The 17,026-nt window shown below is 53.3% G+C and carries 13 protein-coding genes; all 13 read right to left on the reverse strand.

Annotation, left to right across the window (positions count from 1 at the left end; all coding sequences use genetic code 11):
• Positions 1 to 32: 32 nt before the first annotated feature.
• The 13 genes from AC0YOA_RS04015 to AC0YOA_RS04075 all read right to left on the reverse strand — a co-directional run bounded on the left by AC0YOA_RS04015 (position 33) and on the right by AC0YOA_RS04075 (position 17,000).
• Positions 33 to 911 carry a carbohydrate ABC transporter permease gene (locus AC0YOA_RS04015; protein ID WP_210039407.1) on the reverse strand — a complete coding sequence of 293 codons (879 nt, stop codon included), beginning with the start codon at positions 909 to 911 and terminating at the stop codon, positions 33 to 35.
• Positions 901 to 1,956 (reverse strand): ABC transporter ATP-binding protein, encoded by a 1,056-nt coding sequence (locus tag AC0YOA_RS04020; RefSeq protein ID WP_475785503.1) that lies wholly within the window; start codon positions 1,954 to 1,956, stop codon positions 901 to 903. The genes AC0YOA_RS04015 and AC0YOA_RS04020 overlap by 11 nt, the downstream gene beginning before the upstream one ends.
• 49 nt (positions 1,957 to 2,005) lie before the next feature.
• Positions 2,006 to 2,767: a DeoR/GlpR family DNA-binding transcription regulator gene (locus AC0YOA_RS04025; protein WP_210039409.1), complete on the reverse strand. Its 762-nt coding sequence runs from the start codon at positions 2,765 to 2,767 to the stop codon at positions 2,006 to 2,008.
• 211 nt (positions 2,768 to 2,978) lie between these two features.
• Complete coding sequence (locus tag AC0YOA_RS04030; protein ID WP_475785504.1) at positions 2,979 to 4,127, reverse strand: sn-glycerol-1-phosphate dehydrogenase; 1,149 nt, start codon at positions 4,125 to 4,127, stop codon at positions 2,979 to 2,981.
• On the reverse strand, positions 4,124 to 4,933 hold the full coding sequence (locus AC0YOA_RS04035; RefSeq protein WP_475785801.1) for an HAD-IIA family hydrolase: 810 nt from the start codon (positions 4,931 to 4,933) through the stop codon (positions 4,124 to 4,126). Before AC0YOA_RS04035 ends, AC0YOA_RS04030 begins: the two co-directional genes overlap by 4 nt.
• A 343-nt stretch (positions 4,934 to 5,276) precedes the next feature.
• Complete coding sequence (locus AC0YOA_RS04040; protein ID WP_475785505.1) at positions 5,277 to 5,702, reverse strand: DUF1284 domain-containing protein; 426 nt, start codon at positions 5,700 to 5,702, stop codon at positions 5,277 to 5,279.
• A gap of 131 nt (positions 5,703 to 5,833) precedes the next feature.
• Positions 5,834 to 6,655: a phytanoyl-CoA dioxygenase family protein gene (locus AC0YOA_RS04045; RefSeq protein WP_475785506.1), complete on the reverse strand. Its 822-nt coding sequence runs from the start codon at positions 6,653 to 6,655 to the stop codon at positions 5,834 to 5,836.
• Between the two features lie 45 nt (positions 6,656 to 6,700).
• Positions 6,701 to 8,896 (reverse strand): heparinase II/III family protein, encoded by a 2,196-nt coding sequence (locus AC0YOA_RS04050; protein WP_475785507.1) that lies wholly within the window; start codon positions 8,894 to 8,896, stop codon positions 6,701 to 6,703.
• Between the two features lie 20 nt (positions 8,897 to 8,916).
• Positions 8,917 to 11,640: an alpha-L-rhamnosidase gene (locus AC0YOA_RS04055; protein WP_475785508.1), complete on the reverse strand. Its 2,724-nt coding sequence runs from the start codon at positions 11,638 to 11,640 to the stop codon at positions 8,917 to 8,919.
• Positions 11,641 to 11,744: 104 nt separating this feature from the next.
• Complete coding sequence (locus tag AC0YOA_RS04060) at positions 11,745 to 13,433, reverse strand: type 2 periplasmic-binding domain-containing protein (RefSeq protein ID WP_475785509.1); 1,689 nt, start codon at positions 13,431 to 13,433, stop codon at positions 11,745 to 11,747.
• A 219-nt stretch (positions 13,434 to 13,652) separates the two neighbouring features.
• Complete coding sequence (locus tag AC0YOA_RS04065; RefSeq protein ID WP_210039416.1) at positions 13,653 to 14,576, reverse strand: carbohydrate ABC transporter permease; 924 nt, start codon at positions 14,574 to 14,576, stop codon at positions 13,653 to 13,655.
• 63 nt (positions 14,577 to 14,639) lie between these two features.
• On the reverse strand, positions 14,640 to 15,602 hold the full coding sequence (locus tag AC0YOA_RS04070) for an ABC transporter permease (protein ID WP_475785510.1): 963 nt from the start codon (positions 15,600 to 15,602) through the stop codon (positions 14,640 to 14,642).
• Between the two features lie 240 nt (positions 15,603 to 15,842).
• On the reverse strand, positions 15,843 to 17,000 hold the full coding sequence (locus AC0YOA_RS04075) for a trans-sulfuration enzyme family protein (RefSeq protein WP_475785511.1): 1,158 nt from the start codon (positions 16,998 to 17,000) through the stop codon (positions 15,843 to 15,845).
• Positions 17,001 to 17,026 lie beyond the last annotated feature (26 nt).

The following is a 17,026-nucleotide window of genomic DNA, read 5'->3' on the forward strand; positions in this document are numbered from 1 at the left end:
CCCTTTGCGTTTCAGGTTTATGAGCCGCCGGTTTATTGAAAATGAACCCTTTTGGACAATAAACGGAAGTAAATGAAGGTGAGCAGGGCAATAATCGCCATCAGAACCACGCCGGTTGCCGAGGAATAACCGATATTCGTGGTCCGGAAGCTGTAAATATAATAGACGATCGTATTGGTTGCGTCGTTGGGACCGCCTCCGGTCATCACCTGCACCGTATCAAATACTTTAAAGGAGCCAATTGTCATGATTACCAGAATAAAAAACAGCTGCGGTGAAATAAGCGGCAGGGTGATTTTGTAGAACACCTTGAATTTGCTGGCATTATCGAGCGCTGCCGCCTCATAGATGCTGGGCGTGATGCTTTGCAGGGCAGCTACGATAATCAAGGTGTAATAACCGATTCCCTGCCACACCGATACGATAATGACCGAGATGAGCGCCGTCTTCGAGCTTTGCAGCCACTGCGACGTCGGCAGTCCGACCGCCTTCAGCAAATAATTGAGCATGCCCAGGTTAGGCTCCATAATCCACAGCCAGATCAGCGATACCGACACGATAGAGACGATATGCGGGGTGAAGATGCCGGCCTGGACAATTGCGTTAAACTTGCTTTTCTTGCTCAGCCACACGGCGATGAGCAGGGCAATGAGCAATGTCAGCACTACAACGCCAAGGGTATATAGAGCGGTATTGCCCAAGGCTTTGTAGAAGTCCCCCCGGCTGAAAATCTCGCTGTAATTGTCAAGACCGATAAATTTGCTCTTGGCCTTGTTCATCAGATTGTATTTGAAGAAGCTCAGATAAATCAGATAGAGCATCGGATAAATAACGAACAAGGCAATACCGAGCATCGCAGGCGCAATCATGGCATAGGGACGCAGCCGCTGCCCTATCGTTTTATGCTCCATGCGGAATACCTCGCAGCGCCTCCAGATGATCCTTGAACAAGGCGTGCTCCGTGCTGATGCGGCTTCCGTCCGATTCGAAGAATACCAATTTATCTGCTGCTACGCCCAGATGCACGTCTTGATCAACCGTGAAGCGGTCTTCCACGCATTTGATCATAAAAGCATGCTGGCCGCATCTCACCTGATAAATCGTCTCCGAGCCCAGCATCTCTCTGGTGATGATTCTGCCTCTTGCGGCGTAATGAAGCCCGGAGTGCTCATGGGTCAACTCCGCGCTCTCCGGACGGAAGCCGAATTTCACTCCGCCTCTGCCAAGCTCTCCCACATTCATCGGCGGAACGCCGATAAATTGAGCGGTAAACAGATTGTTCGGCTGGCGGTACATCACATCCGGCGGAGCCTCCTGCTGAATGGTCCCTTTGTTCATGAGCACAATCGTATCGGCCATCGACATCGCCTCGACCTGGTCATGCGTCACATAAACAAAGGTGGTGCCGAGCTTCTTGTGCAGCTCGATCAGCTCAATGCGCATCTGCACCCTGAGCTTCGCATCCAGGTTGGAAAGGGGCTCGTCCATCAGGAAAACCGACGGCTTCTTCACCATCGCCCGGGCCAGGGCAACCCGCTGGCGCTGCCCGCCTGACAAAGTGGACGGCTTGCGGTCCAGATATTCGGCAAGGCCTACCGTTGCGCTGATGGTCTCCACCAGCTCCGTTCTTTCCGCTTTGGGCACCTTGTTGTTCTTCAGCCCAAACTCGATATTCTCTCTCACCGACATGGTGGGATAAATGGCATAATTCTGGAAAACCATCGCCACTCCCCGCTGGCCGGGGGCAATTCGCGTTACATCCTTGCCGTTAATCAGCACCGAGCCGGAGGACTGCGGATCAATGCCCGCAATCATGCGCAGCAGGGTTGTCTTCCCGCAGCCGGAAGGACCGACCAGCACGGTGAATTTGCCATCCTCTATTTTCAAGTCCAGATCTTTAATGACGACATTCTTCTCGAACTGCTTGGTCACGCGGACAAATTCTATGGACGCCAAGGGCTGATGCCTCCTTGCAAAATATATTTCAGGTAATGGCTCGACCGGATCAGACGGTATACACGGTTATGCCCGCATCGCGGAAGAGCTTAAGATCCTGTTCCAGAGCTTCCTTACCGGTAATCAGCGTATGAATGGCGCTGTTGGGCGCTACGGTATGAAGCGCGGGCTTGCCTATTTTGCTGTCGTCCGTAACGACGAAGATTTCCCGCGCTGCCCGGATCATCGCCTGCTTGGCGGGAACCAGCTGCGCCTCCGGATGCATCAGACCGTGCTGCGGATGCAGAGCCGGCGTACCGATAAATGCTTTGAGGGCATGCAGCGAACGCAGCACATGCTCCGTGAACATGCCGTTCAGCATATAGCTGGAGGGATACAGCTCTCCGCCTGTCAGAATCACTTTGATCCGGGGCGCATCCCGCAGCTCTGCGGCCACATTCATATCGTTGGTCACCACCGTAATATCCGAGCGGTGCACCAGATTTCTGGCAATATACTGCGTCGTGGTTCCGGAATCGATAATAATGTGATCCCCGTCCTCCACGAGACTTGCTGCCATTTTGCCGATTCTCATTTTCTGCTCCAGATTCTGGGTTGACCGTTCGTTGAAGGAAGGCTCGTCATGCGTCCACTGCTCCACGATAACCCCGCCATGGGTTCTCTTGAGCTTGCCCTCCTGTTCAATCTCGGCCAGATCGCGTCTTATTGTCGCTTCGTGGACACCAAATTCTCCGGCTAGCGTACTGATCGTTGAGCTGTTATGAAGCCGGACATATTCCACAATTCTCATTTTTCTCTCTGCTGCCAACAAACGAAGTCCCTCCCCATGCAAGTTCATTCACTATAATGTTTGTTTATATCCATCGTTGCGTAAATTCGTTCATTTTGATTATAGGGATGGACTATCAAACGAAGGTTAAATCCATATGAAGATCATGTAAGGATAAGGGAGCAAATCCTGGAAATCCGATAGAAGGCCTAACTGCGCATGCAGAAGCAATTCCGCCTGCTCAACCGGTTAGTCAACGGTTTTCCAGTTCATTGTAGGCCTTAAGCAACGTACGGCGTTCAGGCCTGACATGATGGGCTTCGCGCAGGCTGCGTTCAAGCAGTTCCCTGCTTACGGAGAGATCCTCCACGGACAGCGGACCGCCAACCTGCCGCAATAACTCTTTGAGCGCCCCCGCAGGCGGGATCTGTGCGATCTCCTGCGTAATTTCGCTCCATCCGGCTATAATTCGCCTGCTTTGGTTCGCATGCTCCCCCGCATTATTCCCGTGCCACTGCTCCGGTCCCTCTTCCGCAAGCTTGTGGTACAGCTGGCTGATCTCCATACAGGCGACGCCTACTTTGGCGCCGTGCAGCAGCTGCCTGCGGCCAAGGCGGATATATTCCATCTCCCAATAATGCGAGAGATGATGCTCCGCCCCTGAAGCCGGGTGGGATTGACCGAACTGCAGCATGGCAAGCCCGGAATCGATCAGGGAGCGGATCAGAATCTGAATGCCTTCCTGCTGCCTGTCTGCAATAAGCTGTGCATGATTGACGCATTCCATAAGGGCGGATCGCGTCATATCCGCAGCGGCTTGCAGATAGGGCTCGTCGGCGGTGATCGTTCCGAACCGCCAATCGAACAATGAAGTGTATTTGCCCAGCATATCGCCGAAGCCTGCAGCCACCATGGCAGGCGGCGCCTCGACCAGGATGTCGAGATCGGCAAAGATTGCATCCGGGCCAATGGCCGGAATTGTTTTTTTCTCGCCCCTGATGATAATCGGGGCGCCCTTGGAATTGAACCCGTCGACGGACGGAGCCGTCGGCACGGAGATAAAAGGAATCCCTGTCGTATAAGCGGAATAACGGACAATATCATGCAGGGTCCCACCGCCTACCGCTATGACTGCCTGTGCATGATGGCGTTGAATATCCAGAATCAGCTGAATGAGCGACGCTTCATCGGCGATCACATCATCCTGGGCATCCGGCTTGATGAAGGTAATGTGGACCTTAATGCCTGACCGTGTGAGCGATGAAGCCAATGCCTCGCCCGCCGCCTTATAAGTTGCCAAGTCGGCAGCGAGAACCACCTGATGGTGCGATTTCTGTTCCAGATAGGCAGCTACCTCCCCGGCAGCGCCGGGATGAATTCGAATGAGATCCAGTTCAGTCATCGTTGTAATCCCTTCTCCGTCGGGGCCAGAATGGATGTCACATCGGCCAGCGAGGGCCAGATCCAGTCCGGCTGAATATGGCTCGCCTCCGCTTCCTCCATGCTCACCGAGCCTGTTAGAACCAGCGCGGTTTGCATGCCTGCTTTCTTGCCCAGCCGGATATCCGACTCCAGACTGTCTCCGATTACGAGACAACGCTCGGGCGGAAGCTGCAGAACGTTCAATGCGGCTTCGGCCATCAGCTGCGAGGGTTTGCCGATCACGATATCGACCTCTCTTCCTGTTGCCGATACAATCGCCCCGATCATCCCCGCCACATCGATGGAGTCGCCGTCATCCCGCGGAAACGTCTTGTCTGCGTTTGTCGCGATAATTCTGGCGCCATGTCTCACAGCGCGAAAAGCATCATTCAACTCCTCATAGGTTAATGTCTCGTGGAGGGTAATAACCAGCCACTCCGCAAGCTCCGGCTTTTCCGCCATCAGAATATCCCCAGCCTCCAATTCATCCTTCAAACCTTGATCGCCCAATACCCACACGGGGGAGCTTTCGTAATAGTCCTTGAGAAACCGGGCTGTTACCGTCGAGGTCAGAAGGATTTCCTCCTCGCCGATATCAAGACCAAGCCTGCCAAGTTTGTCATGGCACATTTTCCGGGAGATATTCCCGCGATTGCTCAGAAAGACGATGCGTTTGCCGAGTTGTTTCAGCATGGCGACAGCTTCTGCTGCTCCATCGATCAAATTCGAGCCCTTATAAACCGTCCCGTCCAAATCAATAACAAATCCCTCTATGCTTGTTTTCATCATCCGTATCCAGCCTTTCACGAGCATGGCTTGCCATCTGCATAATTCTTCCATTTGCGCAGATTCAAGCGTATTTTTTGCTTAATTATGCACTCTTTTGCTCAGGTTCACTATAAAGTTATACTGTTATGCGAATGTCATCAGCATGTTTAGAATATGTAAATTTGTTCCGGCCTCCATCCCTCATGGTCTTCAGCGTGCAGCACGCCTGACTTTCCGGACGCAATAAAAAAACCGAAGCCCCAATCGGCTTCGGTTCATCACTGCGTGTTTATGCAAATTAAGTGTGCGCGTCTGTGCAGCTTTGTATTGCGCGATTAATCAGCCGTTTTTATATTTAGGGTCATTGCGGATTGATAGCGGCGGGCAGAGGCATGCCTTCCGCTATATATTGTACGCCTTCCTGACAGACGCCATAGGATTGCCAAGGACAGCTCGCGCACAAATGGCCGATATCCGCCGGCACCACCTTTTGCGATATCCGGTCGCATACTTTCCGCCAGCTGAGGCTCTCTCCCGGCTTAAACCCAAGCTTGGCCAGAACGGCATCATCCAGCTGATGAACGGTTCCCCTGCAATGATTCAATTCGTCCGGCGGATACGCCCGGCAGATGTCGTCCGGACCGGTTACAAGCTCCACCACTGATTCCGGCTCGGTCCGCAAAGTCTCATATATAGCTGTCATATTCGCGCAGAAATCCGCAGAATAGCCCATGCCCCGATACCCGAGAAGACATAGCAAGTGATGTCCGCGCAATCGGATCGCCATCGTCCCCAACTCCCCTGCCCATGATTATTCATATGTTAACCATTATAACAGAAGAGAGGTTAACCTATCACATGGAATTTATCTGGGAGCCGCAGCAGGTGAGGCCTTTTCGAAGACTTCTCAACGGTATTTCAGTGCGGAGCTCCTTCAAATTCATTCCCGCAAGCTCCCGGACTTTCTGTTCTCGCCCTGTTAACGACCTCACCCTGCCCATTATATAAATCATCATGGATATGATGGCCGATGCGAAGCGTGGACGCCCCGACATAATGACAAATAAAAGAACGCCGGAAACGGTCAAGAGACCGGTTGGGATACGATCCGTGAATGGTGCTGCCATTGAAAAACAGCACATCGCCCGCATCCATGTCTACAGGCACAATCCTGCCGCCCTCCGGCAGATTGACCTCATCGCGAAAATAGGAAAGCGCCGGATCCGCCTCATGCGGACATTCGATATCCAGATTCTGCGTCCGGGGTACGATAACCAGGCCGCCGTTCTCCTGATCAGCCGGATCAATCGCGGTCCAGGCTGCAATGCACGTCCCCGGCTCCACGCGCAAATAGTAATTGTCCTGGTGCAGCGCCTGCCCTCTGCCGCCGGGCGGTTTGAAGTAGAACATGCTCTGCGCCGCCAACGCCTCTTCCTGGAACAGCTCCTTCAGCAAAGCCATGACCGGAGGATGCAGCATATAGCTCTTGGCTCTGCCGATTACCCTGTGCGGATACAAAATCCGCGGAAACAGCTTCAGCGGATCGCCCTTCGCCTCCTCCGGCGAAGCGGGCTCGAAATATCCGGGAAGCATGCCTTCTGCCTGTATGCGCATGAACGTCTCTTTAATTTCGGCAACCTCTTCTGGCTGAAACAAACCTTTGGCGATCAGATAACCTTCTTCATGAAACTGTTTTTTCTCCGCTTCGCTCAAGCGATGCCTGCCGTTTCCCGCTGACATTCAATCACCCTCCATTCACCCTTTTGCCTGATGCCCCTTACTGTGTCAGCTGAAGCTCCCGTCCCAGGCTCTCCATTTATGGTCGGCCGTGCGAAAGGATGAGCTGTGGAACTGATAGGAAGACATCTGCGGCGTTCTGAACAAGGAAGCTCCATCATAAACAATGCCGCAGCCGTTGACGAAGCCATACCGGCCCGGTCCTGACGGCCCCTGGCGGACAAAGGAAAAATCGGCATCGGTATGGATCGGACCGTAATCCAGCCTGCTCCGGTCCCATTCGTATTTTGGAAAATCCCTGCTGCCGCTGACCAGCCCCTTATCCAGATCCAGCTTGTATGCCAGATGACAAGTCCTGCCATCCGCCTCATACTGAAGCGATAAGCAATCCTTCTCCTGCGTGAGCCGGATGATCTTCACCCTGCGCTTCAGCCGGGCCGATTGCTCATCCAGTGCGAAGGGGGTAAGCACCGTGACAAAGCAGTTCATCGTTCCGGCCCGGACCTGGCTGCTGTCCAGTTCGTAGACCATCTCACTGTCCGCATAACATCTGCGGATCGTTTCGTGCCCCGTCTGCCTGCCGCTTCCCGGGAACTCGATCAGCAGTGCCAGCTCCTTCCGGTTGATGATGGGATTTGTGTCGCCAGGATGCTGGCGGATATGCTGCACCTGACCGGTATACCAGCCATCGCCGGCCTCCAGCACCACGCCCGGATGCCACAGATTGGCCGTACTGAGCTGCCGGCTGCCCAGCGACTTCGTCCAATCCACCACAATAAATACGCCTTCCTCCTTCAAATAAGTCATCGCCCGGTCCCATATCACACCGTGATAGGGATCCGTCACCCGGGTCCGGCTGTAAACCAGCTCCTCGAAGGTCTGAAAATGCAGCTTCTCCGCTGCCACACGCCTGTACGTACCGTCATCGTGGATAAAATCATAGAGGGAGCCGTCCGCATCCCGCTCGCCTTCCCGGAACACTAGCCGGTTATGATAAAGATCGGCGCGGTATTTGCCATTGGGAGCGGAATCGCGGTAACCTCCGTCATGTAATAAAATATGCGGCCCGCGGGCAAAAAACACGATGGAATTCTCATCCGCATGTCCATGGTGAGCCTTTTCCGCCGGCGCCTGAATCGTCCGCCGTAAATATTCCCTGGCGACATAGGCATAATCGCCTTCATCGCGATAATTAAGCAGGAGATACGTGGAATCCTCCTCCCAGCCGTCGCGGAAGGCGATTTTCTTCCCGATCACATCCTCCAGCACCAGCTCGCTCTGCCAATCAGGCTTGACCGGCTCAAGCCCATCATCCGCCCAGAGACAGGCGTTTGAGAAATAAGCGGCAAGATAGACCGAGGGCGGCCCCTCCTGATGGGACAGCGCATAGTCCCAGATTTTGCGGGCGGCATATTTCATATGACCGCATCTGTATACAGCAGCCCCTTTCTCCAGACAGGCCAGCCACAAATACCAGAACGAATTGTAATGGGCGTCTCCGAAATCCGGCAGCTGACCATAGGGCGTCAAGATATGCGTAATGTAATCAAAATAATACCTTGTCTGCGGCTTCGCATAATAGTCCGCTTCCTTGTCTGTATGCTGCGCAACCATGATGCAGGATCCAAGCCACAGAGGCAAATACAGCTCGGCATCCTCGATGGACCAGCCGCCCATGGATTCCTGGGCCAGGTAATCGCGAAGCTTCGCCCATTCCCGCGTTTCTTCCGTATCGCCCAGCGCCGCAACCGCCAGAGAAACCGTGAAGGCCCGTAGCATGGAGCGGTTATGCGCCCCCCACTCCGGATAATGCATGACGGCTTGCACGGAGCTGCGGATGGAATCCTCTATCTGGCGCTTGTCCTCCCGGGAGAGCAGCGCCGAATCCTTCATAAACAAATACCCCTGGATGTAATGGGTCCCCTGGAACATTGGATCAAACGATGTGATGCCCTTCTCATATTCCGGATGTCGGTCCCGGAGAGAGTCCGGCACAATCTCCTTGAACGACTCGATGGAGAGCAGCATTTGTCTTGCCTGCACCCCGTACTCTTTCTCGCCGGTAATATGATACAGAAAACCTTCGGTCTGCGCCTGGATAGCCAGGTTTCCCGGAGGGATGTACATGCCGAGAAACTGGTCGGGACGATACGATTCCCGCCAATGCGAAATAGCGGCCTCGTACTGCTTCCTCCCCTCCAGAACCGCCTTCTTGATGTAGTCCAGATACGTTTGCTTGTTCATACCAGGCTCCTCTCTTCAAGTTAAGAAACAACAAACTGATATTGTCCCGATCCCGTATGCAGAAGAAGATGATCCGGCTGTTCTCCGGCAACGGCAATGCCCTCGGCCTGCTCCAGTTCCGCTCCATTCTCAAGCACCTGCTGCCCCGGAAGCCGCGGAATCCGTATGGTCGCGGTCGTGTTGGCAGGAATGCGGACATGCATATGCAGCTCCGGTCCGTTGACCCGCCAATTGCAGACAATCGGTCCCCGGACGGATTCGTAGAGGCAGTTCACATAATCAAGCCCGCCTCCAATTCGGGGATGAATGAGGATATGCTTGTAGCCCGGCTGCTCCTCATCCAGATCAATCCCGCCGACGAACCGGTAGATCCATTCGCCTACAGAACCCAGTGCATAATGGTTGAAGGAATTCATTCCCGGCCTTTGAAAACCCTTCGCTTCCGTCCAGCCATCCCAGCGTTCCCAGATCGTCGTCGCACCCTGCAAAATGGAATAATACCAGGACGGATAGCTTTGCTGGTTCAGCAGCCGGTAAGCAATCTCCTCGTGACCGGCCTCCACCAGCACCGTCAGCAGATATTTGGTGCCATGAATGCCTGTCGACATATGCCAATCGCTCTCTTCCAGCAGGTACAGAATGCGGTTGACCGCGTACGCCCTTTTCTCCTCAGGCAGCAGATTCATGGATAAAGCCAGCGCGTAAACCGACTGCGTATCTCCTTTGATCTTCCCTTCTCCATTCACATAAGCGTCATTAAAAGCCGCTCTTACTTCGGTATGCAGCTTTTCAAACCGCAAGGCGTCTTCGGCTTTTCCAATCAGGGCGGCCATTCGCGCCATCAGCTGCACGGAGTAGGCATAATAGGCCGTCGCGAAGACGTCATAAGGGGTCGTGGAATGGATGGAGGTATTGGGATAATCATCCGCTCCCCTCGCTTCCGCCATGGAGAGCCAATCGCCGAACTGCGGCAGATCCTCGCGCAGATGACCGGGATGCAGGTCGCTCAGGAACCCGATCCAGCGGGTCATGGCATCATAGTGCCGCTTGATGATGGCTGCATCTCCATAAACCTGATACATCATCCAGGGAACGAGAATGCCTGCGTCTCCCCATCCGGCAGAAGCTGTGTGATCATAGGTCATATCCCCGCCATGCTCCGTTTTGCCGCCCGCGATAAACGGGGCAAAATCCGTAAAAGCTCCCGTCGGCCGCTGCGCATCCGTCAAGTCTGTCAGCCATTTGCTGAAGAAAGGGGCGGTGTCCATCAGATAACTTGCCGTCCGGAAGAATACCTGGGCATCCCCGCTCCAGCCGAGTCGTTCATCCCGCTGCGGGCAGTCGGTCGGCACACTGACGAAGTTGCCCCGCTGTGTCCATTCAATATTTTGCAGCAGCTGGTTGAGCAGCGGATTGGACGTATCCATGAACCCGGTTTGAGCAAGGTCGGAATGGACCACAATACCGGTTATATCCGTAAGCTCAAGATCCCCGTCATCATCGCTGCTTATTTCCGCATAACGAAATCCATGCAGCGTAAAATGAGGCTCATAAATCTCCCCCTCCGGACTGCCCTTCAGCACATAAGTATCAATCTGCCTGGATAAACGCAGATTCTCCGTATAGAGTCTGCCTTGCGCATCCAGAGCTTCCCCATGACGCAGTATAATGGTGGTTCCGGTTTTCCCGCGCATTAGAATCCGCAAATAACCTACCATGTTCTGTCCCATATCCACGATCCGGCTGCCGCTTTCCATCACCGTCATCGACACAGGCGCAAGCTTCTTCACACTGCGGATTGGCGGACACAGACCCGATACGATCCGGCCTTTATAATCGTAGAAAATATCCGCTTTGCTCCAGGCCGAATCATCATAACCCCGGTCCTCCCATCCTGGCATTTCAAGCCGGGCGTCATAAGTCTCCCCCATATGAAAATCGGTTGCCAGCAGCGGACCGAACGAAGCCTTCCAAGAAGGCCCGGAAACGACCGATTGCGAAGATCCGTCTTCATAGTCCACATTCAACTGCAGCTGAATGCGCGGATCCTTGCCGTAGCGCTGGTAGCCATACATGCCGACATAGCCGGAATACCAGCCATGTCCGAGCAGAACACCAAGCGCATTCTCGCCCCCGGCAAGCGCTGCAGTCACATCGTAAGCCTGGTACTGGAGGCGGATATTGTAATCCGTCCATTCCGGCGCGAGGATGTCTTCCCCGATGCGGCTTCCATTGACATAGAGCTCGTAAGCGCCAAGAGCCGCCGCATACAGCATGGCTTTCCGGATCTGCCGGCGGGCCTTGAAGGTTCCGCGCAAATAAACGGCCGGCTTGGGCCGTTCATGAGTCGGCTGATGGCCGGATTTCAGACCGATCCATTTGCCCTGCCATTCCTTGCGGGAGAGCAGTCCCATCGACCAATGTGCCGTCCTGCTCCATGGCGATTCCTGCCCTGCCTGATCCCAGACCTTCACCTTCCATACATATTCGCAGCCGGAAGCCAGCTCCCGGCCTTCATATGGAATGGGATTCGACAGATCCGACTGGACCCTGCCGCTGTCCCACATATCTCCGATATCCTGTTCCAGCTGCTGCCGGCTTGAAGCCGCCAGAATGCGGTAAGCGGTTTGGCCCGAGCCGCGTCCGGCTGAATCCAGCATCCAGCCGAGCCTCGGCTCCGGGACATCGATTCCGGCCGGATTCAGCAGGTATTCGGCGCGGAGATTATATGCTTGCAAAACCATTCGCTTCTCCTCCTTCAGCCTGATTCTCCTCTTCACCGTGCTTCGATGCGAAGAGACCGCTTAAGAAGTCAGCGGTCTCACGGCACTTTCCTGCATGACGGCGATTACGGCTGGTAGTTGACTTTTTTGTAGGCTTCCGTTAATTCGTTGTCGTATTCTTCACCGCCAAGCTTTTTCCAGCCTTCGATCATGGCATCGTATTCTTTGTCCGGATCGGAGGAAACGATGATCTTGGTTATCGATTCATTGATGAATTTCTTGATTGTTTCCTGATTTTTCTGCGCAAACGGCCTTGGATCCGTAATCTCAACCGTCTTCGGCGTGTATTTGGCAAAAATATCATTATATTTGGTGTTCACGGCCGCATAATATTCAGGATCGAACAGCTTGCCTTTCTCGCCCAGTATTTTCAAAGTGTCATATGAGCTTAACGGCTGTCCCTGCTGGATAATCGCGAGATCCCCGCTTCCGGCATACCATGTCACTTCCCTTGCGTTTTTCTCGGGATCGATCGGTATTTGAATGCCATCCGAATCAAGGGTGTAGTGCGTTCCTTCAATGCCGGATTGCAGGGTCTTGATGACTTCGGGATCCGCCATCCAGTTCAAATATTTCATCGCGGCAATCGCCTGTTCCTCTTTGCTGGCTTTGGGCACCATTATGAACATCCCGTAGTCCGCAGCACCACCGGCATACTGTTTGCCATCCGAGCTGATGAGCGGGTCGATCGGCATCCATCTGGCGTCCGGCACCGCTTTCATTGTAGAGTCAGTCAATGCCCAGCCGGAGTCATTGTTCTCCATGAAGCCGGCCACGCCTTGAGCAATATATTGATTAAGCTGCTGATTGTTCACATCCGTACCGAACTCTTTGGGGATCAAACCTTCCACGTAAAGCTTGTTCAGGAATTTGAACATATCCCGGGCGCCCGGCGCAGCAATATTGGAGATGAACTTGTCATTCTCCCATACCCCTCCGGCCAGGTCCGTACCGTTGCTCATCAGCTTCGGATTAATCCCGAATGCCGAGGACAGCGCATACATGAACGCTTTGCCGATAGCTGGAAAGGCGTAAGGCACGACTTTGTCCTTGCCTACGTTGCCGGGATCCTTTTCCTTGAACGCTTTGAGCACCTGATAGAGCTCATCGACAGTCGTCGGCGCCTTCATATTCAGTTTATCCAGCCAGTCCTGGCGGATTTTGAAAACCGCTCCGACATTCGGGTTCGCTCTGAGCGCCGTAATGGCAAAGCGTTTACCTTCGTAGGTGCCGGCTTGATCCAGCGCTTTTTGATTATTCGCGGTAATCTGCGGACCGTACTCCTTCAGCAGATCGTCCAGCTCCCAGATCCCGCCCTGCTGGGCATACTTGAAGAGCGTGTTGGTGTCATAGGTGAATATAATATCCGGCGCCTCACCGGAGGCAAGCCAGACATTCAGTTTATTCTCGGCTTCCGCCCGTGCAACAGGCACCATCTCCAAGTCGATGCCAAGCGGCTTCACCTGCTCCTGGGCCCATTTGACAAGCGGAGCATCTGTCAGCTTCATGCCCTCCGGTGCGTTCCCGCGATCATAAATCATAACGCGCAGCTTGACCTGCTTGACGGGCTCATCCGAAGGCTCCGGCGCATCCGCGCCCCCTGTGTTTGTGTTGGTCTGCTCCGGCGTGTTGGCAGCTCCGGAGCTGGTATTCCCTTCGTTCTTGCCTGAATTCGAGCATGCGGCCAGCAGCAGAAGCGTGAACACCAGGAAGCATGTCAGGCTGATCCTGACCCCTTTACGTACATTGACCATTGTCTTTCCTCCTCATGAATTTGGTAAAAACATCATTTCATCTGCCTACTGCCACAGGAGTAATCAAATATAAGAAAGTATTAGACTCCATCATACTTTGCTTATATTTCTGAGGAAGAATCCTGACTCTGCCTCCAAGGACGGCGAGAGCCGTTTCTTCTTGTATGAGACGGATGGCTCTTGGGGGAGCTGTCCGGTCCTGCCGGGCGTATCAGGAGGTTACCCTTTTACAGAGCCAAGAAAGGAGCCTTTGACAAAATATTTTTGCAGGAACGGATATACGATCAGAATCGGCACCGTCGCGAAGATGGCTGTGGCGGCTTTTAAGGATTCCTCAATGACCTGAAGCTTGCCCTGCTGCTGCATGACTTCAAGCGAGGTATCCATTTGCGAGAGGAGCAAAATGTTGCGCAATCGTACCTGCAGCGTAAACAGATCGGAGTTGTCGATCAGAATAATCGCGTTCATGTAGCTGTTCCAGTGTCCAACCGCATAGAACAGGCCGATTGTCGCCATTACGGCCCCGGAGAGCGGCAGCACGATGCGCAGCATGTAGCGGATATTTCCGCAGCCGTCCATAACGGCGGCCTCGCGCAGCTCCTCCGGCATATTTTGAAAGAAGGATTTCATTATGATGACATTAAACGCGCTGATTGCGCCGGGAATCATAAGGGCCCAGAGGGTATTGAGCATGCCCAAATATTTGATGAGCAGGTAGCCGGGAATAAGCCCCCCGCTGAACATCATCGTGAATATCATATAGTTCATGAAATATTTGCGCCCAACCAGATCCTTGCGGGAAAGCGGATACGCCGTAAGAATCGTGAACACCATATTGATCGTTGTCCCGACCGCCGTAACGTAAATGGTGACCAGCAGCGAACGGATGACGTTATTGTCCCAGAACACCGATTTCATGGCATCCAGCTGAAAATCAACCGGCCACAGGATAACCTTGCCTGACTGAATGGCATGGCTGCTGCTGAAGGCATTGGCAAAGGTATTGATGAAAGGAAAGATACAGACAAAAGCGATGATCGTAATCAAAGAATAGTTGATGACATGGAACGAAACGTCCCAGAACGAGTATTTTCGCGTCCGGCGATATTTGTTTTTACCTGTAGACTCCGCTTGCTCTGCCATAGGCTCACTCCTTTATACGACTTGATTCCAGTTCCATAAATGTTCCAGCTGCCGCCCGCTCCGTTACCAGATTCCTTCGCGGCCCATCTTATTGGCGGCATAGTTTGCAGCAATGATCAGCATCAGGTTAACGACCGATTGCACCATCCCGATTGCCGTCGTCAGACCGAATCCGCCCTGCCGGATTCCAAGGTCGTATATATAGGTGCTGAGAACGTCCGCAACATCCATAACCAGCGGGTTCATCAAGGCATAAGGCTGCTCGAAGCCGATGGAAACCATGTGGCCGACATTCAGAATGAGCAGAATAATGACGGTTGGCATGATGCCGGGAATGGTGATATTGATCATTTTCTTCCATCTGCCTGCTCCGTCAATCGAGGCCGCTTCGTACAAGTGAGGATCAAGCGTGGTCATGGCTGCCAGATAAATAATCGTTCCCCAGCCAACTCCGCTCCAGATGCCGGAACCGACAAAGACGCTGACCCACCAGTTGTTGCTGGCCATAAAATAAATCGGCTCCATGCCCATCCACTGCAGAACCTGGTTAACAATGCCGTACTTGGGCGAAAGCAGCGCATAGATCATCCCGCCCATCAGCACCCAGGACATAAAATGCGGCAGGTATAGCAGCGATTGCGAAATCCGCTTGAAGTATTTGTTCCGGACTTCGTTGAGCATGATGGCCAAAATAATCGGAGCCGGGAATCCGAACACCAGCCCCAGCACATTGAGCATCAGTGTGTTCCGTACGATTTTATAGAAATCCGGCAGATTGACCATATCCCTGAACGATTGCAAATGGTTCCACGGACTTTCCAGTACGCCCTTGAACATGTTATAGTCCTTGAAGGCAATCAGAAGACCGAACATCGGTATATAGGCAAATATAAAGAAGAAGATTAAACCGGGGCTCAAGCAGATATAGAGGTCGAGATTTTTCCGGATTCTTTTCCACAGAGAACTCTGTTTACTCGCAGCTATGCCCAGTGGCAGCTCAGTATTTGCTTTTGTTTGCGCTTCCATAGAATTCCTGCCTTCCTGATAGGATAGTCTTATTGTAAAGCCTGCCGTAAGCGTTTTAAATGAGTCTATCTTTACATTTTATTAGTTTTCTTGCTGTGAGCTGCGCATGCGGAAAATGTCTTTCGATATGCGCAAGTTTAAAAGCGGTTTTACAACTTGTCGTACCTTGAATTTTTGGATTGTGGGCAGCATTGTCACCCTGGTTCTCAACCATCCAAAGATAAATATCGCCGGCCTTCTCTACATGCCGGTGATTTTGTTTAATGAGGCATCCAAGTCCTCCATCAGCGAGTCCGCATTTTCCAGCCCGATCGAGATTCGCACCAGGCCCTGAGGGATGCCGCTCTCCATGGATGCTGCTTCGCTCAGCCACAGGCCTGGCGAGTTAATCAGACTTTCGAATCCGCCCCAGCTTGGTCCCTCCTCGAACAGCCGCAGCCGCTTCATGAAGCCCGTAATCTGCTCCCGATCTCCCCTTGGCACGAAGCTGAACAGCCCCGAGGTTCCGGACATCTGACTCTTCGCCAGCTCATACTGCGGATGGCTCGCAAGTCCCGGATAAAGCACGCGCTCCACCATGGGATGTCCCTCCAGAAATGCGGACACCTTCCCGGCATTCTCCTGATGCTGGCGCATCCGGACAGGCAGGGTCCGAAGACCACGGATCAGCAGCCAGGCCTGATGGGGATCCATCACAGCGCCGAACATCCCCCGCTCCCGGTGGGTGATTTCTTCCATAAGCGTTTTGCGGCCGATCATCACGCCCGCAAGAATATCGCTGTGCCCACCCATATATTTGGTGGCGGAGTGTACAACAATGTCAATCCCGCAGGCAATCGGATTCTGATAGAGCGGAGTTGCCCATGTATTGTCGACGATAGTCACAATCCCTCTGGCTTTGGCAATGGCCGCAATGGCCTTCAGATCCTGCAGCGTAAACACATTCGATAAAGGCGTTTCCAGATAGATCGCTTTGGTGTGGGGACGAAGCGCCGCTTCAATCTCATCCGTGCTCTCGCCGGATACGAAGGTTGTTTCGATGCCGAACTTCGTCATATAGGATTCCAGGAACCCCTTCGTCGGCGGATAGACATTCCGTGGACAGATGATATGGCTGTCTTTCTCCAATACGCTCATCAGCGCTGCCGTAATGGCAGCCATACCGGACGAGAAGCATCTCGCATCCTCCCCTTCCTCCAGGGCAGCGATCTTCTTCTCCGCGATCTCGGTTGTCGGGTTGGACACGCGGGTGTAAGTATAACCATGGTTGATCGTTTTGCGCGTGAACAGCGAGTTTTGGAAAATAGGCGGCACAATGGCTCCCAGATACCTGTCGTAATCATCGCCATAATGCGTGCATATCTCTTCCTTGGTGTAAGCAGATCTGTTATCGTCCATTGTTCCACTTCCCTCCGCGAGAAAGG

This window comes from Paenibacillus sp. JT22N12, assembly GCF_056269365.1.

What these genes read in the sequence shown, in the direction of transcription:
- AC0YOA_RS04075 (WP_475785511.1), bottom strand. Translation starts at nt 17,000, where the DNA reads ATGGACGATAACAGATCTGCTTACACCAAGGAAGAGATATGCACGCAT.
- AC0YOA_RS04015 (WP_210039407.1), bottom strand. Translation starts at nt 911, where the DNA reads ATGGAGCATAAAACGATAGGGCAGCGGCTGCGTCCCTATGCCATGATT.
- AC0YOA_RS04040 (WP_475785505.1), bottom strand. Translation starts at nt 5,702, where the DNA reads ATGGCGATCCGATTGCGCGGACATCACTTGCTATGTCTTCTCGGGTAT.
- AC0YOA_RS04070 (WP_475785510.1), bottom strand. Translation starts at nt 15,602, where the DNA reads ATGGAAGCGCAAACAAAAGCAAATACTGAGCTGCCACTGGGCATAGCT.
- AC0YOA_RS04035 (WP_475785801.1), bottom strand. Translation starts at nt 4,933, where the DNA reads ATGAAAACAAGCATAGAGGGATTTGTTATTGATTTGGACGGGACGGTT.
- AC0YOA_RS04050 (WP_475785507.1), bottom strand. Translation starts at nt 8,896, where the DNA reads ATGAACAAGCAAACGTATCTGGACTACATCAAGAAGGCGGTTCTGGAG.
- AC0YOA_RS04030 (WP_475785504.1), bottom strand. Translation starts at nt 4,127, where the DNA reads ATGACTGAACTGGATCTCATTCGAATTCATCCCGGCGCTGCCGGGGAG.
- AC0YOA_RS04065 (WP_210039416.1), bottom strand. Translation starts at nt 14,576, where the DNA reads ATGGCAGAGCAAGCGGAGTCTACAGGTAAAAACAAATATCGCCGGACG.
- AC0YOA_RS04045 (WP_475785506.1), bottom strand. Translation starts at nt 6,655, where the DNA reads ATGTCAGCGGGAAACGGCAGGCATCGCTTGAGCGAAGCGGAGAAAAAA.
- AC0YOA_RS04055 (WP_475785508.1), bottom strand. Translation starts at nt 11,640, where the DNA reads ATGGTTTTGCAAGCATATAATCTCCGCGCCGAATACCTGCTGAATCCG.
- AC0YOA_RS04060 (WP_475785509.1), bottom strand. Translation starts at nt 13,433, where the DNA reads ATGGTCAATGTACGTAAAGGGGTCAGGATCAGCCTGACATGCTTCCTG.